Origin of the sequence: Alteromonas sp. KC3 (assembly GCF_016756315.1) — a bacterium.
In the GTDB taxonomy this organism is placed as follows: Bacteria; Pseudomonadota; Gammaproteobacteria; order Enterobacterales; family Alteromonadaceae; genus Alteromonas.
Genome location: NZ_AP024235.1, coordinates 1,340,603 through 1,361,569 on the forward strand (window position 1 = coordinate 1,340,603; position 20,967 = coordinate 1,361,569).

At 43.4% G+C, this 20,967-nt stretch carries 17 protein-coding genes; 4 read left to right on the forward strand and 13 right to left on the reverse strand.

The window, feature by feature from the left end:
• Positions 1-30: 30 nt before the first annotated feature.
• Both queE and JN178_RS05975 read left to right on the forward strand, forming a co-directional pair.
• A complete protein-coding gene (queE, locus tag JN178_RS05970) occupies positions 31-705 on the forward strand; it encodes a 7-carboxy-7-deazaguanine synthase QueE (RefSeq protein ID WP_202265935.1) in 675 nt (224 codons plus the stop codon).
• A 63-nt stretch (positions 706-768) separates the two neighbouring features.
• Positions 769-1,659, forward strand: coding sequence for an amino acid ABC transporter substrate-binding protein (locus JN178_RS05975; protein ID WP_202264437.1), 891 nt, complete (start codon positions 769-771; stop codon positions 1,657-1,659).
• 77 nt (positions 1,660-1,736) lie between these two features.
• Here the strand turns inward: JN178_RS05975 and asnB are convergent, their stop codons facing one another.
• Positions 1,737-3,407 (reverse strand): asparagine synthase B, encoded by a 1,671-nt coding sequence (gene asnB, locus JN178_RS05980; RefSeq protein ID WP_202264439.1) that lies wholly within the window; start codon positions 3,405-3,407, stop codon positions 1,737-1,739.
• Positions 3,408-3,725: 318 nt separating this feature from the next.
• On the opposite strand from asnB, the gene JN178_RS05985 reads away from it, so the two are divergent.
• On the forward strand, positions 3,726-4,508 hold the full coding sequence (locus JN178_RS05985; protein ID WP_202264441.1) for an RMD1 family protein: 783 nt from the start codon (positions 3,726-3,728) through the stop codon (positions 4,506-4,508).
• A 47-nt stretch (positions 4,509-4,555) separates the two neighbouring features.
• Here the strand turns inward: JN178_RS05985 and JN178_RS05990 are convergent, their stop codons facing one another.
• Entirely contained in the window at positions 4,556-6,217 is a 1,662-nt protein-coding gene (locus JN178_RS05990; RefSeq protein ID WP_202264443.1) for a M28 family metallopeptidase, read from the reverse strand.
• A 70-nt stretch (positions 6,218-6,287) separates the two neighbouring features.
• Here JN178_RS05990 and JN178_RS05995 point away from each other — a divergent pair, with 70 nt between their 5' ends.
• The gene (locus JN178_RS05995; protein ID WP_202264445.1) at positions 6,288-7,166 is read left to right on the forward strand and encodes a DUF3025 domain-containing protein; all 879 of its coding nucleotides are present in this window, start codon (positions 6,288-6,290) and stop codon (positions 7,164-7,166) included.
• A gap of 38 nt (positions 7,167-7,204) precedes the next feature.
• Here JN178_RS05995 and JN178_RS06000 read toward each other — a convergent pair whose 3' ends face one another.
• The 11 genes from JN178_RS06000 to JN178_RS06050 all read right to left on the reverse strand — a co-directional run bounded on the left by JN178_RS06000 (position 7,205) and on the right by JN178_RS06050 (position 20,927).
• On the reverse strand, positions 7,205-7,909 hold the full coding sequence (locus tag JN178_RS06000; RefSeq protein ID WP_202264447.1) for a YIP1 family protein: 705 nt from the start codon (positions 7,907-7,909) through the stop codon (positions 7,205-7,207).
• Positions 7,910-8,161: 252 nt separating this feature from the next.
• The gene (locus JN178_RS06005; RefSeq protein ID WP_202264449.1) at positions 8,162-9,886 is read right to left on the reverse strand and encodes an SLC13 family permease; all 1,725 of its coding nucleotides are present in this window, start codon (positions 9,884-9,886) and stop codon (positions 8,162-8,164) included.
• Between the two features lie 16 nt (positions 9,887-9,902).
• On the reverse strand, positions 9,903-11,318 hold the full coding sequence (gene cysN, locus JN178_RS06010; RefSeq protein ID WP_202264451.1) for a sulfate adenylyltransferase subunit CysN: 1,416 nt from the start codon (positions 11,316-11,318) through the stop codon (positions 9,903-9,905).
• Between the two features lies 1 nt (position 11,319).
• A complete protein-coding gene (gene cysQ / locus JN178_RS06015; RefSeq protein WP_202264453.1) occupies positions 11,320-12,111 on the reverse strand; it encodes a 3'(2'),5'-bisphosphate nucleotidase CysQ in 792 nt (263 codons plus the stop codon).
• Positions 12,111-12,707: an adenylyl-sulfate kinase gene (gene cysC / locus JN178_RS06020; RefSeq protein ID WP_202264455.1), complete on the reverse strand. Its 597-nt coding sequence runs from the start codon at positions 12,705-12,707 to the stop codon at positions 12,111-12,113. Before cysC ends, cysQ begins: the two co-directional genes overlap by 1 nt.
• Positions 12,707-13,621 (reverse strand): sulfate adenylyltransferase subunit CysD, encoded by a 915-nt coding sequence (gene cysD / locus JN178_RS06025; protein ID WP_159623177.1) that lies wholly within the window; start codon positions 13,619-13,621, stop codon positions 12,707-12,709. The genes cysC and cysD overlap by 1 nt, the downstream gene beginning before the upstream one ends.
• Before the next feature lie 242 nt (positions 13,622-13,863).
• On the reverse strand, positions 13,864-15,369 hold the full coding sequence (gene putP, locus JN178_RS06030) for a sodium/proline symporter PutP (protein ID WP_202264457.1): 1,506 nt from the start codon (positions 15,367-15,369) through the stop codon (positions 13,864-13,866).
• A gap of 141 nt (positions 15,370-15,510) precedes the next feature.
• Positions 15,511-17,493: a GGDEF domain-containing protein gene (locus tag JN178_RS06035; protein WP_202264459.1), complete on the reverse strand. Its 1,983-nt coding sequence runs from the start codon at positions 17,491-17,493 to the stop codon at positions 15,511-15,513.
• Between the two features lie 219 nt (positions 17,494-17,712).
• Complete coding sequence (locus JN178_RS06040; RefSeq protein WP_159623171.1) at positions 17,713-18,417, reverse strand: DUF3379 family protein; 705 nt, start codon at positions 18,415-18,417, stop codon at positions 17,713-17,715.
• Positions 18,410-18,967 (reverse strand): sigma-70 family RNA polymerase sigma factor, encoded by a 558-nt coding sequence (locus JN178_RS06045; protein WP_159623169.1) that lies wholly within the window; start codon positions 18,965-18,967, stop codon positions 18,410-18,412. The genes JN178_RS06040 and JN178_RS06045 overlap by 8 nt, the downstream gene beginning before the upstream one ends.
• 103 nt (positions 18,968-19,070) lie before the next feature.
• Positions 19,071-20,927, reverse strand: coding sequence for a DUF885 domain-containing protein (locus JN178_RS06050; protein WP_202264461.1), 1,857 nt, complete (start codon positions 20,925-20,927; stop codon positions 19,071-19,073).
• Positions 20,928-20,967: the final 40 nt, after the last annotated feature.

Consider the following 20,967-nt stretch of genomic DNA (forward strand, 5'->3'; position numbering starts at 1 on the left):
CAATCGTTAAAGGGTGTCAAATTGTCTGTATTGTCCACATTAAACATCAATGAGATGTTCGAAACTATCCAAGGTGAAGGTGCATATACGGGAATACCATCTATCTTTGTCCGCTTACAGGGATGTCCGGTAGGGTGTCCATGGTGTGATACTAAGCACACGTGGGAGATAAAAGCTGACTTGAGTGTTTCACCAGAAGATGTCATTGCCAAAAGTAGCGAATCTGAAACGTATTTTGTATCTAACGAAGCAAGTTTGATGACATTGTTTGAGCAACAGGGGTACGTTGCAAAGCATGTAGTCATTACTGGGGGCGAGCCATGTATGTATGACTTACGTCCGCTAACCAACATATTGCATCAGAACGGATACACCACGCAAATTGAGACCAGTGGCACGTTTGAGGTGTTATGTGATGAGCGCACTTATGTCACAGTTTCGCCCAAAATAAATATGAAAGGGGGCTTTGATGTGCTCACCAGTGCACTAGAGCGTGCCAATGAGATTAAGCATCCTATCGCTATGCAAAAACACATTGATGAGCTTGATGCATTGCTTACAAAAGTATCAAGCCTTGAAGGAAAACAGGTTTGCTTACAACCCATTAGCCAACAAAAGCGCGCGACGGAGCTAGCCGTGCGCACTTGTATTGCGCGTAACTGGCGGCTATCTTTACAAACACATAAATACATTGGCATTGAGTAGTTAACGTCTTAGTTTACGATTTCTACCAAGCACATTGTGAGCTCAATGAGAAAGGATTTGAGAATGATTAGGGTGGTTTTGGCGTGTATTACGTTGTTGCTAAGCAGTACGCAGGCAAGTGGCGCATTGTGGACCATTACATACCCTCGACCACTTGATGATTCGGACGAACGCTCGCAGTATCCCATCGCGTTACTGAAGTTGGCGCTTGATAAAACGGGCGTTAATTATGAATTGCGCCCGTCAGATAGAATTCTCTTAACCGGGAAAGCGATGCGTCAACTGCGAGAAAATCGCGAGGTTAATGTGGTTTGGAGCATGACGGATAGTCAGCGTGAAAAAGACCTTACCGCTATTCGTATTCCTATTGCTAAAGGGCTTATAGGTTTACGCGTTTTCGTAGTAAACCAAGATAAAGCTTCTAAGTTTGAGGATGTTATGTCTTTAACAGACATTCGCAAACTCGTTCCAGTGCAAGGTGAGGAGTGGCCTGACACTAAAATATTGCAAGCCAATGGTTTCAATGTTTTCACTGTGCCAGAATTTCGAGAAGCATACGATATGATCAAGCAAGGTAAGGGCGACTTTTTCCCGCGTTCGGTCATAGAAGTAGATGCGGAATTGGCAGAAGAGGGTAGGCGTAGTAATCTTTTTTTAGAGCCTAATATGGCGCTCTATTATCCAACAGCGATGTACTATTTTGTAAGCTCGAGTAATAAAACCTTAGCAAGGCTTATTGAAACTGGGCTCAATCGCGCGATTGACGATGGCTCATTTGAATCACTTTTTCAAACGACTTATTCGCCTATTTTGAAGGGACTCAACATGCAAGAGCGTAATGTTTTTACCCTTGAAAATCCACTTTTGCCAGTTGAGACGCCGCTAAATGATAATAGGTTGTGGTACAAAAATACTATTCAAACTAACGAACTAACACCCACAGATATCGAATAAGCCGTGGCCAAAGATTGTTAGTGATGTAATAAAAAAAAACGCGGCTTGTAGCCGCGTTTTTTGATGTAAGTGCCAGGTTATGATTCCCCAGCGTGTACATCTTTCATCGAACGACCTGAAGGGTCTGCATTGTTCTTAAAGCTTTCATCCCATTCAAGGGCTTCTACGGTACTACACGCAATCGACTTGCCGCCAGGTACACATCGCGCAGCACTTTCTTGAGGGAAGTAGCTCTCGAAAATAGTGCGATAGTAATAGCCTTCTTTAGTGTCAGGCGTGTTAACAGGGAAGCGGAATTCCGCTGTCGCAAGTTGTTGGTCAGTGACTTCGTTGTCTACAAAGTCGCGAATTGAATCAATCCACGAGTAACCAACACCGTCACCAAACTGTTCTTTTTGACGCCATAATACTTCCGCTGGAAGTGTTTCACCGTTATCAAACGCTTTACGAAGGATCCATTTTTCCATTTTTCCATCAAGACACATTTTGTCTTGCGGGTTTAGGCGCATAGCAACATCTATGAAGTTTTTATCAAGGAAAGGCACGCGAGCTTCAACACCCCATGCTGACGTTGCTTTGTTAGCGCGCGCACAATCAAACATGTGTAAGCGGTCTAATTTGCGAACTGTTTCTTCATGGAACTCTTTGGCGTTAGGGGCTTTGTGGAAATACAAATAGCCACCGAAGATTTCATCAGAGCCTTCACCTGACAGTACCATTTTGATACCCATAGCTTTAATCTTACGGGTCATAAGGTACATTGGCGTAGCGGCACGAATTGTCGTAGTGTCATAGGTTTCAAGGTGGTAGATAACATCGCGGATGGCATCTAATCCCTCTTGAATAGTGAAGTGGATTTCATGGTGAACGGTGCCAATCATGTCTGCCACTTTTTTTGCCGCTTTTAAGTCTGGCGCGCCTTCAAGACCGACGGCAAAACTATGTAAACGCGGCCACCATGCATCGGTTTTATCTTCGTCTTCTACACGTTTGGCGACATACTGTGCCGCTACAGCAGACACAAGTGACGAGTCTAGACCGCCTGAAAGCAACACGGCGTAGGGAACGTCAGACATCATGTGTGACTTAACCGCCTTTTCAAAGGCCACACGAAGCTCTTCTAAGTCACTTGTGTTGTCTTTGACGTTATCGTATTCCATCCAATCACGCTTGTAATACTTAGTGATCTTACCTTCTTTACTCCATAAATAATGACCAGGAGGGAACTCACTAATAGTTTTACACACGCTCGCTAGCGCTTTCATTTCCGATGAAACATAGAAGTTACCGTGTTCATCGTAACCAGTGTAAAGCGGAATAATACCAATATGATCACGCGCGATCAGATAAGCATCTTGTTCTTCATCATAAAGAATAAACGCGAACATCCCTTCAAGATCATCAATAAAGTCGATGCCTTTTTGCTGAAAGAGAGGAAGAATAACTTCACAATCTGAGCGCGTCTTAAACGGGTAAGGCGAATCTAGGTTCGCAGCCAGTTGCTTGTGGTTATAAATTTCGCCATTAACGGCAAGTATTTGTTTGTCGTTTTGACTGATAAGAGGCTGTGCACCTGTATCAACATCAACAATAGCCAGTCTTTCGTGACAAAGAATGGTATTGTCATTATTCCAGATACCCGACCAGTCAGGGCCACGGTGGCGCAAAAGTTTAGATAAATCGAGGGCTTGGGTTCTGAGTTCAGACACATCGGTCTTGATATCAAGGATACCGAAAATACCACACATAAAACGGATTCTCTCTGTTCACTTGTTGAAAAAATAATGAGGCTTTTTCTGTCGGGTACTCGCGTACGAGTGAGCGAAGATTTGTTGTTATTGTTTATTCGCGTGCCTTGAATGTGCCAGTCTGACAGGAAATTGCAAGCACATTATGATGAGAAAATGGAAATAGTTATTCCAAACTGAGAATTTATTGTTATGCCTGTCCTACTTTGACTAAATTTTATCGTCGTAACCATTACTTTTTTAACGCATGAATTTGCTATCGCAGTGTGAAAATTAAGCGCATAATCGCGCCGATTTTTAGTCTCATTGGTAATGGGTATGCAATTTTCTAACGACCGTGTGTCGGCTTTTATTATTCCTGATTTCACTATTTCACAAGATTTGATGGCAAGCTTGGGGTCTCGTTACCGCGATGCGGTGCAAATTGATGTCTTTGGTGGAGAAGCGTGGCTTTTTGAATACGGTGTTATTGTTTTTTGGGGCGTAGACGAAGACGAAAAGATGGCTCTACTGAACCGTCTTCAAGTGCATGAAGAAGTGTTGACGGGGCAGCATCAAGAGCATTTGCGGTTCGTTATCGATGGTGACACGCTTAAACTTCAGCGCGATCTTATTGCACTGCCAAGCGCCGACGAACTTCTGCGTCTTTCCATTAGTCATGGCTTAGCACAATCCATTAAACTAAATGAATACGAAGAAAAAGCGCAAGACACCATAACCCAGTATGGCTACCTGCCCAATGCATTGGCTGAAACTGGAAAAATAAAGCTTGGACGCAGAGCGCTCGCAAAGATTCGTGGTCATTTATTTAGCACGAAAAGTGATATCTTTTTGCATTACGGGTTATTAGATACACCTGAGTTTTTCTGGGAATACCCAGAATATGAATATGCTTATACATTGACTTCGCGCTATTTGGATATTCGACCAAGAGTTGAAGTGCTATCGAATAAGCTTGATGTTATTCACGAGCTATTTGAAATGTTGGCGGATGACTTAAATCACAAGCATTCGTCATTTCTTGAATGGATAATTATCATATTAATCGCATTTGAAATAGCGACTTTTGGTGCTGAAGAACTTAAAGCAATTTTGATGTAACTGATAAAAAGACAAAGGCCCTTAATGGGCCTTTGTTGTTTTTTTACTTAGTGCTTGCGCTGGAATTCACTCGTTGGGTTCCATGTTGGCCACGCTTGCGCGTTGGACACATTAACGCCTACGTCGAATAACATCTGTGTATCTTGAACAATACCGCTTAAGTCCCAGTCGTCACGATATTCGTCACACACTTGGTGGTAACATCCTGTCACAATGACATTCATGCGTTTGCGATACTTAGCGGTTTCTTCATCGGCAGGTTCATTGCCGCCTTCAGCATATAGTGCAGGTACACCTTGTTTGGCAAAGCTGAAATGATCAGAGCGGTAGTAATAACCGGCTTCTGGTCTATCTTCTTGGGTTAATGTGCGACCTTGTTTAGTTGCCGCTGCTTTCAGATAATCTTCCATCTCTGATTTACCCATTCCCACTACAGCGACATTTTTGGTTTTACCCAAGACATTCATGGCATCCATGTTGATATTCGCCACTGTTTTTTCGATTGGTATAACAGGGTTGCTGGCATAATACTTACTACCAAGAAGACCTTGTTCTTCAGCAGTAACCACCAAGAACGATATTGAACGCTTAGGTACTGGTGTGAGTTGTCCATAGGCCTTGGCCATAGCAAGAATTGCCGCGGTACCCGTTGCATTATCATGTGCGCCGTTATAAATCTGGTCACCTTCTTTGCTGTCATCTTTGCCAAGGTGGTCCCAGTGAGCAGTGTAGATAACGTGTTCGTCTGGAAACTCACTGCCAGGTAACGTGGCAATAACATTGTTACTTTCAGACTTTTTGAACGTGTTTTTAACCGTCACAGAAGCCTCAATTGCCATTGCTTTGTTATACGGCCCTTGCATTGCCTTTGCTTTTTCTTCTTCGAAGTTTAATCCGGCATCGTTAAAGACTTTTTTGGCAGCGTCAAGGGTTAACCAACCTTCTACCGCGACACGGCTTGCGCCTTTATCCTTACTTACCAAGCCATATTGTGGTCCACTCCAGCTGTTTGCCACTACTGACCAGCCATAAGACGCAGGTGCAGTCTCATGAATAATGATTGCACCGGCTGCACCTTGACGGCTAGCTTCTTCATATTTGTAGCTCCAGCGACCGTAGTACGTCATTGTGGTACCTTGAAACTTACCGCTTTCTGGATTTTCAAAGCCAGGATCATTAACCAAGATGACCGCAGTTTTACCCGTTAAGTCCAGACCTTCATAATCATTCCAGTCATACTCTGGTGCATTGACACCATAGCCAACAAAAACAAGTTCGGAATTCTGAAGGGTAACCTCTTCAACTTCTCGTTTTGATGATGCGACCATGTCTTCTTTGTAAACAAATGCATTGTCACCAATTGTCATGGTCATATCCGGGTCTGCGGTAATCTCCATTAGTTCTACTTTCTGTAAGAAGCTATCTCCATTGCCGGGCTTAAGGCCAGCTTGGGTAAACTCATTGACAAGATAGTCTATTGTTTTCTTTTCGCCCTCAGTTGTGGGCAAACGACCTTCAAACTCGTCAGAAGCCAATACTTTTAGCGGTTCGCGAATATCGTTATCAGAAATAGCGTTATAAACAGTCGTGAAGTTTGATTCCGCTGATGGCATTTCTTTTTTATCGTCAACGCTAGTGTCGTTAGAAGGGGAGCATGCACTTACGCCTAGTAGGGTAGGTACAAGCAATGGCAAAAACATTTTTTTCATTGTTAGTCTCTGTTTGCTCTACAATACGTCCTCAGTATAGAGAAAACGTTTATGCGAACCAATAGTTGTTATGCAATCTGAATTAATCCCCTTTAGTAAATCATATTTACTTAGCCATGCAAGTAGGCCCGTTACCGCTTTGCTTGATGAAGTCGGTCTATTAGATAGCGCTGACTTTCCCACTGCGGGGCAACTCAACGATATCGTTTTAAGTGTACATGATTCGTGGCGTGGCCCAGTATTTAAAGGGCAAAGTACCTTTGATAATAACGATACGCGATATTACGAAACGATTATAAGTGAAGACAACGTTGTGCCAACGCGTGAAAATAGCTGGCATGACTTATTTAATGCGTTGATCTGGTTGCAGTTTCCCGAGTCTAAAAAGCGGCTCAATGCGTTGCACATCAACGACATTGAACGCTACGGAGTGAACCCTCGTACAGCGCGTAGAAACCGTATTACACACTTCGATGAATGTGGCGTTGTATTAGCGGTAGAACAACCTGAAACTACTGATAACATTGAAGCTAAGCGTATTGAGCAGTGGCTCACCGATCTTGCTCATCATCGTTGGCAAACCGTTTTTGTCGATAATGTGGATGTATTTCGCCGGAATATCACCCCTGTCGTTTTTGGGCATGCGAATTTAGAAATGATGCTAAACCCATTCATCGGGTTAACAGGAAAATGGTTAGCGGTTTCAGTACCAGCGGGGTTTAGCAAAATGCCCCCGTGGCAGCAACGTAAAACTGTTGACAGTTCGCTGGTAGCACGCATTACAGCGCTTAATGATTTTGAACTAGCCCCTTTGTTGAAACCTGTCCCGCTGCTAGGCGTACCCGGGTGGCATCACTCTCAAGATAACGCGTTTTATCAAAATACAGCCTATTTTCGGCCTCTTTCTCAACATGCTAAATCGACTGTACAGCTTCCATTATGGGTATAAAAAAAGCCCTTAAAAGGGCTTTTTATCAATTTGACTGCTTAAAAGAGCATTAGCGATACAATCCAAATACCGTAAATAATAACGTAAGGCGCACAAGCTACTACAGCCGCTTTTTGACGACTAAACGACGTCCACTGTGAAATTCCAACCATGGCAAGATAAATACCCCAGAATAGCTCTAAACGGACAGCGAGAGTAAACGCAAACCACGGCGAGTCCATAGGTACGCTTAATAAAAAGCTCAGTGATGTTGGCGCCATGATGGCAGGGGATACTTGATGATCGCCTGAGAACATAAGTAGTGCAACACCAATTAAACCAGTTAAAACATACGGCATAGACAGCCACCAAGAAAAGCCGTACCAGTCAGTAAAGCCAAATACGTGGCTATCGTCTGAGCGGGTCGCAAGGTTCAAATAAACCGCGTAAACCGCATTAATAGCGATGAGGAATAGAAAGGACCATATAAGTTGAGACCAAAGCAACGTACTGCGGTTCAAGAATGCGCGCATTTGCTCTTCTTCGGCCGGGCTCATGTCACCTTGTGCCGCAATATTTAGGTTAGCAAACCACTCAATATCGACAAAATTCACGTACAGATACTGCGACGCAAGCGTAATCCCCATAACTAAAATAAAGGGCATCCAGCTCCAATTGTTATTTTCGCCAACGGCTTTAAATACGCCATTGGGTTTAAAAAAGATATCGTTACACGCCTGAAAAGGGTTTGATACGGTGTGCATCCACTGCTCCTTAAAAGTTGTTATTTTGTCATTGGTTTAACCGATGAGCGTAAAAACCAATGCTTTGCTTTTGAGCATAAGGGTACTTAGCTGAAAAATTTATGTACAGCACTACTTCATCAATCATGACTTAATTTGTAATAATCTGTTTCAGCGCATGCACGTGTTGGCTGCCTATGGTTTACCCCCTCTCTTTCTTATCAACAAAAAGGGAAGCCTACGCTTCCCTTGTATGCAATCTTCTTACTCACTTCATAAATAGGTCATATTTAACAATGTCAGTACAATGGCACTGTACAAAACAGAAATGGGTAACCCCATTTTTATAAAGTGCGCATATCTATAGTTGGCCGCGTTATAAACGAGTAAGTTAGTTTGGTAACCAAAAGGTGATATAAAACTGGCACTTGCTGCAAAGGCCACTGCAAGAGCAAAAGGCATAAGGGGAGCCCCAAGTATTTGCACCATCCCATAGGCAAAAGGAAACATGAGTGCAGCGGCAGCATTATTTGTCACAAACTCGGTGAGAACGAGCGTAAGTAAATAAATAACCGCAAGGGCAACAAACCAGTCTGTCCCTGAAAGTAACGGCATCAGCATTTGTGTAGACGCGTGAATAACGCCAGAGTTTTCAAGCGCAGTTGCTAAACTCAATGCTCCCACAATGACTACAATAAGGTTAAGCGGCAAGTTGCGTTTCATTTCGCCATTAGAGGTAACGCGAACACCTACCAATACTGCGGCTAAAAAAAGCAAACCAATGGCAAGGGAAATAACATTTGCTGCCGCCAATACCACAGTAGTAAGGAAGCCGCCAAGTGTTATCCACTCTTGCTTGTTTGTAAGCGGTCGCGCTATTTTTTGCTCTGACAAAATGAAGAAGTTCTTCCCCAAGTTTTGTCGTGTCGCAAAGTCTGGCCCTGTCGCGAGTAATAAAAAATCACCTGCTTGCAGTTTAATCTCTCCTAACTTACCAGAGAGCTGTTCACCATCGCGGCGGATGGCCACAACGGCGGCATCAAAGAGTGCTCTGAACCCGAGGTTTTTAATGGTTTGGCCAATAACTTGAGCACGATTCGCTACAACGACTTCGGTAAGGCTTTCACGTAATACGCCATCGGTCTCAGCAAACATACTTAAGCCTTTAATGTGACTCAAGTTATCTATCTTTTGAACATTACCTGAAAAAATGAGTTTGTCATTTTCAAGAATAACCACATCAGGTCCAACCGGCGATATCAAGTTGCCCCTTCTCACAATTTCAACCAAGAACAGTTCGGGAAGGTTTCGCAGGTGGTTTTGCTCTACGGTTTTGCCTATAAGCTCTGAACCTGGTTCAACTTCAGCTTCTACCATATACTCTCGGTAGTCATTGTTCTTATTACCAATTTGAGGAAGTAGCGGAAGCATTAAGAACATCAATAGTCCACAGCTAAGGCCTGCAACAGTACCGTATAATGTGAAGTCAAAAAAGTTGAAGCCAGGATGGCCATGCTCTTGTAAAAAACTATCAACGATAAGGTTGGTTGACGTACCTATAAGCGTTACCGTACCACCTAAAATAGCCGCATAAGAAAGCGGTATAAGCAGTCGCGATGCCGGGTGATATTGGTTTTGTTTAATTGGGCCAATAAGACTGGCGACAATAGCGGTATTGTTTAGCAAAGCTGAAGATAAAAATGTGAGTGAAAATAACCGCCAGTATGATTGGGTAAAGTTGGCGCTAACCAATTTTCTACCTAGTCGTTTTATCAACGCGGTTTTATCAATAGCACTGCTGACTAAAAGTAATAAAACAAGGGTGATAAGCCCCTTGTTCTGCAAATTCAACAATACATCGTCTAATGATAGTTGCTGTGTTACCAGTAAGCCAAGCACTGCGCCTGAGAACACAGTGGAAGGGCGCTGATTAGAAAAAATCAGCGCGCCAATCGTACTGGCAAAAATAGCCAGTACGATGAACTGGGATACGTCCATATAGAACCAGTCCTACTTATAATTTACTGATATCTACTGAATTCCAGTGCGGGAAGTGTTTACGTACTAACGCATTGAACTCAAGTTCGAACTCAGAAAAATTAGGTGATGTATGCTGTGCGTCACCGGCAATTTCGTCGATGATCATGCCTGCACCTACAGTACCATTGGTCAATCTATCTATAACGATAAAAGAACCGGTAGGGCGGTTGCGCTTGTAAGGGTCACATGCAACGGGTTGCGTGAACTTAACATCAACTACACCAATTTCATTTAGATTAAGGTGCATCGCATCAGTTTCTTCTAATGTATTCACGTCAATTTGGTTGTCGATGTGAGCAACAACACCCGGCGTCGATTTAGTCGCGAACTTGAACAAGTACTGCTTGTTGGGCATTAGCGGCTCTTCAGACATCCATACTAGGTGTGTTTTAAATTGCGTATTGAGCAAAGGCAAGTTATCTGACTTTACAATCATATCGCCACGAGAGATATCGATTTCGTCTTCTAACGTTAACGTAACCGCTTGTGGTACGTACGCTCGTTCTTGGTCGCCTTCAAAGGTAACTACCTGTTTCACCTTTGATTTCTTGCCAGAAGGAAGTGCAGTTATTTCATCACCTGGTGCTACCTGCCCAGAAACTACTGTACCTGCAAAACCACGGAAGTCTAAGTTAGGACGGTTAACGTATTGTACTGGGAAGCGGAAATCGTCATGGTTGTCGTCTTCACCAATTTCAATGTTTTCTAACATTTCCATGAGCGGTATGCCGTCAAACCAAGGTGTTTTGTCGCTCTTACCTACTACGTTGTCGCCTTCAAGAGCAGAAATCGGCACAAACTGAATGTCAGGAATATCAAGCTGCTCAGCAAACTTTAGATAGTCTTGTTGAATTTGGTTGTACACTTCTTGTGAATAGTCCATTAAGTCCATTTTGTTAATAGCAACAATAACGTGCTTAATGCCCAAAAGAGAAACGAGGAACGAGTGACGTTTCGTTTGTACTTTAACGCCGCCACGTGCATCAACAAGAATAATAGCAAGATCGCACGTTGACGCGCCTGTTACCATGTTACGGGTGTACTGCTCGTGCCCAGGGGTATCAGCGATAATGAATTTTCGCTTGTCGGTTGAGAAGTAACGGTATGCGACGTCGATGGTGATACCTTGCTCACGCTCAGACTGAAGACCGTCCACAAGAAGGGCAAGGTCAACTTTTTCGCCAGTAGTACCTACTTTTTTGCTGTCCTTAGTGATGGCAGCGAGTTGGTCTTCGTAAATCATCTTCGAATCGTGAAGTAAGCGACCGATAAGGGTACTTTTACCGTCGTCTACGCTACCGCAAGTAAGGAAACGTAGCATATCTTTCTTTTCGTGCTGCTCTAGGTAAGACAGAATGTCCTGTCTTAATAATTCGTTTTCGTTGTTCATGTTATGCGCTCACAAGGAAAAAGGGGTTTAACACAGACTCTTTTTGGTTGTACGTAAGAGCGTCAGCGTTGTCATCTAATGGATTTTCAGGGTCTAGTACCGTTACGTTTGCACCGGCCGCTAATGCAACGGCATGTGCAGCACCAGTATCCCACTCAGATGTTGGGCCTAAACGAGGGTAAAGGTGTGCTTCGCCTTCAGCCACTAAGCAAAGCTTTAGTGAACTACCCATTGCCACAAGCTCGGTTTCACCTTCAAGCTGTGCCAATAAATTCTGAATTTCAGGGCTCTGGTGCGAGCGGCTGCCTACTACTTTCCACACTTCAGCGCCGTCGTGTTTGCGTGCTGTGATAGCCGTAAATTCGCCATCTACTTCGGTCCACGCACCTTCACCTACAATACCTACATAGCTTTTGTTTAATGCAGGCGCATAAACCACACCCATAGTCGGTTTGCCATTTTCGATAAGAGCAATGTTGACCGTAAATTCACCATTTTTCTTAATAAACTCTTTGGTGCCATCTAGCGGGTCAACCAACCAATATGACGACCAGGTTTTGCGCTCATCCCATGCGATATCGGCTGATTCCTCAGAAAGAATCGGCAAGTCAGATTCAGCTTCAAGCGCGTTAACGATGACGTTGTGCGCAGCAAGGTCAGCTTCGGTTAACGGGCTAGTATCCTGCTTTTCATAAATGGCAAAATCTTTTTCGTAAATTACCATTATTTTGTCGCCTGCTTCTTTGGCGATGGTAAGCACCTTTTGTGTAAGTGCATTCAAAGGCTGTGTCATTACACCAATCCCTTTTCTTGAAGCAAAGCATACAAGCGTTCTGCTGTTTGCTCTGCGGGTTCATCCTGATAGGTTAAGTGAATCTCAGGCGACTCTGGTGCTTCATATGCAGAGTCAATACCCGTGAAATCTTTGATCTCACCACTGCGAGCCTTTTTATAAAGCCCTTTAGGGTCACGCTTTTCACAAACCTCTAGCGGGGTATCGACGAACACTTCGACAAACTCACCATCGGCAAGCAAATTGCGACAGAAATCACGATCTGCTTTAAATGGCGAGATAAATGCGGTTAACACTAAAGTACCCGAATCGACAAAAAGCTTGGCTACTTCGCTGATGCGACGAATATTTTCTACGCGATCCTTATCGCTAAAGCCTAAATCGCCACACAAACCGTGGCGCACATTGTCGCCATCAAGCAAATAGGTATGCTTATTTTGTTCGTGCAGTTTCTTCTCAAGTAAATTTGCCAGTGTTGATTTACCCGAACCACTTAAACCCGTCAGCCAAAACACGCGGGGTGTTTGACCTAACTTTTCAGCACGGGTGGTTTTATTAACTTCGTGTTTATGCCAAACAACGTTGTCAGTGGCCATTAGAAGTACCCTTCCATTTTCTTCTTCTCCATCGAACCCGCGCTATCATGGTCGATAACGCGTCCTTGACGCTCTGAAGTTTTAGTAAGCAGCATCTCTTGAATAACTTCCGGAAGTGTTGCTGCTTCTGACTCTACAGCACCCGTTAGTGGGTAACATCCAAGGGTACGGAAACGCACTGAACGCATTTCTGGTACTTCGCCTTCCTCAAGTGGCATGCGGTCGTCATCAACCATAATCAAAATACCGTCACGCTCAACAACTGGGCGCGGCTTAGACAAGTAAAGTTGAGGAATATCAATGTTTTCTAGATAGATATACTGCCAGATATCAAGCTCAGTCCAGTTAGACATCGGGAACACACGAATGCTTTCGCCTTTGTTTACTTGAGAATTATAGATATTCCATAATTCTGGACGTTGGTTTTTTGGATCCCAGCGGTGGTTGCTATCACGGAATGAATACACACGCTCTTTGGCGCGTGACTTTTCTTCGTCACGTCTTGCACCACCAAATGCAGCGTCAAACTTATACTTGTTCAATGCTTGCTTAAGTGCTTGTGTTTTCATGATATCAGTGTGCTTTGCTGAGCCATGAGAAAAAGGTCCAACACCCGCTTCGACGCCTTCTTCGTTGATGTGAACAAGTAGGTCGAAACCATGCTTTTTAGCCTGCTCGTCACGAAACTTAATCATTTCACCAAATTTCCACGTTGTATCTACGTGAAGCAATGGGAAAGGAATCTTGCCTGGCGCAAAAGCTTTGCGCGCCAGATGAAGTAGAACCGAAGAGTCTTTTCCTACTGAGTACAGCATTACTGGGTTTTCAAACTCAGCAGCAACCTCACGGAAAATTTGAATGCTCTCGGCTTCGAGTTGTTTCAAATGCGTTATAGACGGGATACTAGCAGTCATTTTGAAGTCCGAATTTATGTTATATATAAAAAAGTTATATGCGGGTTATTTTTCTGCATAGAACGATAGCATATTTAGTTTCAAATGTAGTATGCGATTTAGCTATTTAAAATAGCTATCTTATTCCAAGAAATATAAATGTAATACAGTGAAAGCATAAGCATTGCATTTAAAGGCCTAGAAACAACAAAACCCCGCTCAGTAAACTGTGCGGGGTTTTGTTTTTGCTACCTTAGGCGCTACTATCGTTCATTCAATTTTGCTTGAAATGAATCGAAGGTATCGATTACGCCATCTCTAGGTGTTCCTGATTTACTTAATATGATTATCGTCAAGCTTGATAGGATGAATCCAGGCACAATTTCGTACATCCATTCACCTAATTTTTGTCCGCCAATTTCAACAGGAAGGTAAATCCAAAGCAGTACGGTTACTGCACCGACTATCATCCCGCCAAGTGCTGCACGGCGTGTCATTTCTCGTTTAAACAAACTAAATAACACCAAAGGTCCGAAAGCTGCACCAAACCCCGCCCATGCATTACTGACAAGGGTTAAAATAGTGCTATCTCTATCATACGCAAGATATATAGCGACAAGTGCTACAACAACAACGCTTACCCGGCCAGCGATGACGAGCTCTTTGTCTGACGCATTCTTATGCAAAAACGCTTGATAAAAGTCGCTGGTTAGCGAGCTTGACGTAACCAAAAGTTGCGAAGAGATTGTGCTCATGATTGCAGCTAGAATTGCAGCAAGAAGAAAACCGCCAATTAATGGGTGGAAGAGGATTTGTGACAAATAGATAAAGACCGTTTCTGGATCTATTTCGTTGCCGTTCCCTGTAACATAAGCGAGTCCGAAAAGCCCAGTCATAAGGGCTCCGATGATCGACACTATCATCCAACTCATTCCAATATTACGCGCAGTGGGAATGTCACTTACTGATCGAATTGCCATAAAGCGCACAATTATATGCGGCTGACCAAAATAGCCTAAGCCCCATGACATCAATGATACTATGCCAATGAATGTGAGTGTTTCATTGGTTGATGCATCCATGAAGGCATTAAAAAGTGCAGGGTTAATATTGTCTAGTGCATCTATGGACGCACCAATTCCGCCGAGTTCGCTTATGACCACAATGGGCACCATAACAAGCGAAACAAACATAATACAGCCTTGCACAAAATCGGTCATACTGACGGCCATAAAGCCACCGACTAACGTATAGGCAACGACAACGCCAGCAGTAACATACAGTCCCATTTCATAGGAAAGGCCAAACGAGGTTTCAAACAGTTTACCGCCTGCGACAACACCTGATGAGGTATAGAGGGTAAAAAAGATAACTATCACCACAGAAGCGATAACGCGCAGCAAGCGTGAATTATCTGCAAAACGATTTTCGAAATAATCAGGTAGCGTAATGGAGTTATTGGCAACTTCGGTGTATACGCGCAAGCGTGGTGCAACGAGCATGTAGTTAGCAAGCGCCCCTAACGTTAAGCCTACTGCTATCCATCCCGCTGAAAGGCCTGACACATACATAGCGCCGGGCAAGCCCATAAGCATCCAACCACTCATATCCGAAGCGCCGGCAGACAGAGCTGTTACTGCTGGACCTAACTGCCGGCCACCAAGCATGTACCCTTCTACGTTAGTGTCAGTTTGACGGTAAGCGAAAAGACCAATACCCAACATTACAACGAAATACAAACCTAACGAGATTATCGTGCCTGTAGCCATATAAATTCCCTATGTTTTTTCTTTCATGCTAACACCTCTGTCATAGACTCTCTACGTCAGTGAGTGACCTTGCACGATTTCTATACGGCTGAACGTAAAAAAAGTTTGGCGGTTAGGCGCCTCAATGTCACTTATTTCAGCTTAGCAAACTGATAGGGCGTACGTTTCTACTTGGGAATGGCCTTTTTGCTTTGCAGTTTGAAGAAGCTTGTCACAACATTGGATAACCGTATCTAAGTTGGCGTCGCCATTTACTTTAAGCACACCGGATGAAAACGAAACAGCGAAGCGTTCATTGGTATGCTTCCATAAAGTAAGTTTGGATAAAGATTGGTTTAGTTCGTCCAACACGCGTTTGACGTGGCTTTCATTCGAATCTGTAAAGTAAATTAAAAACTCTTCGTTGCCATAGCGGCATAATTTATCTGACTTTCTAATTCGGCCTCTAATGGTTTGGCTAAATGTTGCGAGGACTTCATCGCCCACTTCGTGACCAAATTTCTCGTTAATTCGCTTAAAGTTATCGATATCAAGCAGAGCCACGCAAGAGGAACTGTCTCTCTTAAGCGCCTTTTTTAAGCTATTAAGCATTGCTCTTCGAGTTAGCGCGCCTGTCAGAGAATCGAACTGACTTGATGATGCATTTTGTTTTTTGGCGAGCCATAACCACATTGCTAATATGCCGAATATGGTTGCTAACAAGGCAATTACAGTAGTCTCTAGCTGCGACATACTAGCAGTTAGCCCAAGCTTTTCGTTACGGAGAGTTTCTAGTTCTCTCTGCCTATAGTTGGCAAGTTCTATATCTTCTGAAAGTGAGTTGACTCCTAGTGTATCGTTGAGTCTAAACAGCTCAGTATTGTATTTCACAATAGCATCATCATATTTTCGCTGATAATGAAACGCCTTTGATGTGCCTTCCCGCAGTAAATATAGGTCCCTTAACCCCAAGAGACCATTTAATGTAGTATTTCTAGTAAATGCGAGCTCGTTTCCCTGCTCTTTAATTGCAGTTTTATAAACCTCAACCGACTGTTCAAAAGAACTGGAATCACTGAATAGTGCAGACTCCACAGCTTTACTAAATGGCTCTAGTTCTTTGAATTGAGAGGGGATGTTGTCAATTTCAAAGTTTTGTAGTTTTTGAGCAACACTTGCAACCCTAAGCTTCTCGTCGAACGTAGACTTGTTGTTCGTTATATAGCTGTCTATGAAGACTGTTAATTCGAGAGCAAGAGCAATATATTCTTGTAATGGTATATCTTCTTTTGTTGCTGATTTGGCCTTCTCTACAAGAGCCTGTGCAAGGTCGGTCTTACTAAGGCTGATAGCAGCTCTAATTGCAATGACATAATCTGAAGCCACTAATGTCTTCTTTTGTTTCTTTATTTCAATAAATTGAGTGGCATACTCGAGGGCTTTACTGGGAATCTTGAGTTCTAAATATTTATGCGAAAGCCAGATCAGCGCAGTAGGCTTATCAAGTTCATTTTCTAGTGCGTTGCTAAAATTGCCGTTCGAAACGTGAGGTAAGGCATATTCAATTTCACTTATTGCTTTCAACGGCGCAGTATCCAAATACTCCATTGCTAACCACATACTTGCAATTGCAACAGCACTTTTATCTCCCGTTTTAAGTAATTCGGCTTTGTGTCTAGAGAGCTCGGGAATAGTTGAAATTACTCGCCTAGCTGAACCTTTATATTCGATTACACTTTTTACATAAAGGTAATACGCATGAGCATATGCATAGGTCGATGGTGCAGCTTCTTTGAGTGCTTGCCAATGTTGATCAAGTAATGGAGACTTTATGTAAATAGGAACTCGTTGGTGATCGCCATTGTCTGCAGTACTAAGTGCCATTAGATGTCGAAAAATGACCCCTATACTCGACTCGTCTTGCTGAACACCACTTTTAATAATTTGCTGCTCAATAGCCTCGTTCGACAAAGCGGAAGGATAATTCCAATCGTAAATTACTTTGTGTAAAAGGTCGGCATACTCGTTAATTTTCTGTGGTGAGGCTGTCGTTAACTCGTCGCTACGAGCGCCATGCGACGCAAACGCCAAAAATAAAAAAGCGATTATGCTAATTAACCGAAAGTACTTAAACCAAATAGGCATGATGGACGCAACCTCTATACTGCAGACAAGCGCGAATAAATTTAAACATATGTTTTAAATTAAGCATGCGAGTATAAATTTAAAGTACGAGATATTCACGTTAATTCTGAGGTGAAAAAAATCGGCCTTATAGGCCGACTGAAGGGGAAGTGCATTAGCACACTTTTACAAACATACCGTAGGTCAGTTGGCAGTGGCTGCCACCGAGTATTGGGTAATTTAGGCTGAAAACTGGATGCGCTTAGCCACCGCTTTTTTCATCTCACTTAAGTCAGCACCTTTGTCACCAACAATCATAATATTCGCGCGCTCTAACTTTATGCTTTCACCGTGATATTGCTTATCAGCGAATTCGTTGGGCACACTCACATCGCCGCGCTCTGGCACAACAAACACTGACATTTTTCCTTGCGGAGTATCAACAATAAGATGAAGGCTTCTAACCGTGCTCAAGTGGCAGTAATTGGCCACTTCAACGCCATCCAGCATTTCGTTAAAACTCGCTCCGAAGCTTGCTAGTTTCGCGTTAACCATATTGAGATCTACTGGTAAAAGCGAATGCGCATGCTCCATTTCAGCGTACTGCATGTGCGCTAGCGCCTGACCACCAATGCTAAGAGGCTGGTGATACCACATGGTTAAGCCGATACCCACAGAAAATGCCACTGAGGCTGCCATGGCCAAATACCAACGGCTTCTGCGCTTGTATCGTGTAAATTCATCGGCTGACTGTTGCCAAATTAACTTACTCGCTAAATCTTCAGGAACATCAACTTTCAATGCTTGTTTAAGCTGTTTGTCTAACTGCTTTTGTTCATTCCAGAAACTGCGCTTACTTTCGTCTGCCTTCGCCGCTTCTACAACATCACTGTCAGTCGTTTCTGGATCGGCGTAAATTCTTCGCCTAAATTCTAACTCATCCATTTATACGACCTCTCTGTTCATTCTGCTTCTCTAACGCCTCTTTAAGCTGGTTTCTCGCCCTAAATAGACGAGTCATAACGGTGTTTTTGTTAAGTCCAAGTTGGTTCGCAATTTCTTCACCACTGAAGCCGAAAATAAGCTGCAAAATTAGTGGTTCACGGTATTCAACGCTAAGTCCGCCCAGCAATCGCTGAAGCTCTCGGTCTTTAATATCACCGTCTGCTTGTTGCGTATCGTCGTGAATGCTCACATCATCAATATCCACCGTGTCGAATTGCTTGCGCTCAAAGCGGCGGGCATTCTCACGACGTAATATTGTGATTAACCAAGATTTTGCCGCTTTCTCGTCATTTAGAGCGTCAAGTGAGCGCCATGCTCGCAAAAAGGTTTCCTGCACAATATCTTCCGCCACACTTTGGTCTTTCACTAACCAATACGCATAGCGATAAATATCAGCATGAAATGCCTTTACTAGTGCTTCATATCTTTGATGTTTTGCTTTCATACCCGATAAGACCCGCACATTATCGGTTTTATTTCGCGCAAACATAAAAAAATCCAAAATTTCCGCTTTTTTCCACTATGACATAAAAAACGCGCCTTTTCGTTATCCGAAAGGCGCGTTTTTAAAACTAACTTCACAGGTAGGAGGACTAGCTATCCATTTTTTGTGAGTCAATCCAAGTGTTTATATTTTCTTCAAGAATAGAAAGGGGCACTGGACCGTATTTCAAAATCTCATCATGAAAACCTTTCCAGTCAAAACTATCACCCAATTCGGTCATGGCTTTGTCGCGTAGTTCCATAATTTTTAGCTTACCAATCATATAAGCAGTGGCTTGTCCTGGCATCGCAATGTAGCGTTCAATTGCCTTCTGCGCATCGTATTGTGGGTTTGGGGTATTCTCCACTAAGTAGTTTACCGCTTTTTCTCTCGACCACTGCTTAGCATGAATCCCTGTGTCTACCACGAGTCGACATGCGCGCCAAAGCTCCATTGCCAAACGGCCAAAATCGGAGTACGGGTCTTGATAAAAGCCCATATCTTTCGCAAGCTCTTCGGTATAAAGACCCCAACCCTCAGTGTAAGCTGTGAAGCTAAGGAACTTCTGAAACTGAGGCACGCCCTCAAGTTCTTGCGCGATAGTACGCTGCATGTGATGTCCAGGGATCCCTTCGTGATAGGCTAACGCTTCAAGTTGATAGGTTGGCATTGCCTTCATATCGTAAAGGTTTGCATAGTAAATACCTGGACGGCTTCCGTCTTGGGCCGGACTTTGATAGAAGGCTTTACCTGCCGATTGCTCTCTGAACGCTTCTACGCGTTTAACAACCATTGGTGCTTCAGGCAGAATGCCGAAATAATCAGGAATAGCTTCTCGCATTTCGTCGATGGCTTTTTTGGCATCATCAAGGTACTGCTGACGGCCAGTATCAGTCGATGGTAGATAAAATTGGTCATCTTCTCGCATGAACACGAAAAACTCTTGAAGGGTGCCTTCAAATCCCACTTTCTCCATGATTGAGCGCATTGCACTGTGAATTCGCTCAACATTATCTAGACCAATTTGGTGAATTTCGTCTGCTGTGAGGTCGGTTGTAGTAAACCAATTTAACCGGTTTTGGTACCATTTATCGCCATCAGGTAAGCGCCATACACCGTCGCCTTCAGGTGTTACTTCTCTTTGGTGAGCCAGTTCGTTAATAAATTTTTCATAAGCTGGCTTTACCGACGTTACTAGTGCGGCTTTTGCTTCTCCTAAAAGCGTCTCTTTTTCGGCGTCGTCAATATCGAGTTTTTCGACTTTGTTTTGAAAGTCTTCCCAAATGGTGGATGGTGAATCGCTGTTATCAAAAGGAGCGCCGCTAATGACGTTTTTTGATGCATCTATCATTTGATCGTAGGCCCACGCAGGCGGGAATACGCCCAGCTTTTCGCGCGTCTTCATCTGATCGATGACTTGATCAAAATAAGTACGTACATTGTCCAATCTTCCGATGTACGCCATAGCATCGTCTTTATTTGTTACTCGGTGGATATTAATTAAGAAGCTTGGTACCTGAGTATGAGCTGCGCGAAATTGATGAACAATGTACCTATGATGACGAAATTTGTCGTTGGCGAGGTCGCGTTCGATACCGAGTTTATATAACCGCAAGCTTAGTTTTTCTTGCTCGCTTAACTTAGAGGTATCAAAACCATTCAGCGTCTCCAATCGGTTCTTAGCAATAGCGATACTAGCATCAGCTTCTTCATCGCTAATATCATCCCACTTATCGTAATCCCACTTTTTTCCTAAGTAACTTTGAAATAGTGGCGAACGTTTTAAGTCCTCTTCAAACGTTCGCTCGAAAAAACCATTTAGTCTTTGTGATTCAGATTGACCAGCGGTTTGCTGAGTTTCTTGTGATGGCGTTTCAACTTTCGCCGTCTCGCTCGCTGGACTGCAAGCTGACAGCGTTGCGATTGCTAAGGCAATTGGCGTTAACGTTGTGATTATTTTTTTCATGTAATTTCCCTGTGCGTTTCGCTGCGTTCTTTATTTGGCT

What these genes read in the sequence shown, in the direction of transcription:
- cysD (WP_159623177.1), bottom strand. Translation starts at nt 13,621, where the DNA reads ATGACTGCTAGTATCCCGTCTATAACGCATTTGAAACAACTCGAAGCC.
- asnB (WP_202264439.1), bottom strand. Translation starts at nt 3,407, where the DNA reads ATGTGTGGTATTTTCGGTATCCTTGATATCAAGACCGATGTGTCTGAA.
- cysC (WP_202264455.1), bottom strand. Translation starts at nt 12,707, where the DNA reads ATGGCCACTGACAACGTTGTTTGGCATAAACACGAAGTTAATAAAACC.
- JN178_RS06005 (WP_202264449.1), bottom strand. Translation starts at nt 9,886, where the DNA reads ATGGACGTATCCCAGTTCATCGTACTGGCTATTTTTGCCAGTACGATT.
- JN178_RS06040 (WP_159623171.1), bottom strand. Translation starts at nt 18,417, where the DNA reads ATGGATGAGTTAGAATTTAGGCGAAGAATTTACGCCGATCCAGAAACG.
- JN178_RS05985 (WP_202264441.1), top strand. Translation starts at nt 3,726, where the DNA reads ATGCAATTTTCTAACGACCGTGTGTCGGCTTTTATTATTCCTGATTTC.
- JN178_RS06000 (WP_202264447.1), bottom strand. Translation starts at nt 7,909, where the DNA reads ATGCACACCGTATCAAACCCTTTTCAGGCGTGTAACGATATCTTTTTT.
- cysQ (WP_202264453.1), bottom strand. Translation starts at nt 12,111, where the DNA reads ATGACACAGCCTTTGAATGCACTTACACAAAAGGTGCTTACCATCGCC.
- cysN (WP_202264451.1), bottom strand. Translation starts at nt 11,318, where the DNA reads ATGAACAACGAAAACGAATTATTAAGACAGGACATTCTGTCTTACCTA.
- JN178_RS06035 (WP_202264459.1), bottom strand. Translation starts at nt 17,493, where the DNA reads ATGCCTATTTGGTTTAAGTACTTTCGGTTAATTAGCATAATCGCTTTT.
- JN178_RS06045 (WP_159623169.1), bottom strand. Translation starts at nt 18,967, where the DNA reads ATGTTTGCGCGAAATAAAACCGATAATGTGCGGGTCTTATCGGGTATG.
- JN178_RS05995 (WP_202264445.1), top strand. Translation starts at nt 6,288, where the DNA reads ATGCAATCTGAATTAATCCCCTTTAGTAAATCATATTTACTTAGCCAT.
- JN178_RS06050 (WP_202264461.1), bottom strand. Translation starts at nt 20,927, where the DNA reads ATGAAAAAAATAATCACAACGTTAACGCCAATTGCCTTAGCAATCGCA.
- putP (WP_202264457.1), bottom strand. Translation starts at nt 15,369, where the DNA reads ATGGCTACAGGCACGATAATCTCGTTAGGTTTGTATTTCGTTGTAATG.
- JN178_RS05990 (WP_202264443.1), bottom strand. Translation starts at nt 6,217, where the DNA reads ATGAAAAAAATGTTTTTGCCATTGCTTGTACCTACCCTACTAGGCGTA.
- JN178_RS05975 (WP_202264437.1), top strand. Translation starts at nt 769, where the DNA reads ATGATTAGGGTGGTTTTGGCGTGTATTACGTTGTTGCTAAGCAGTACG.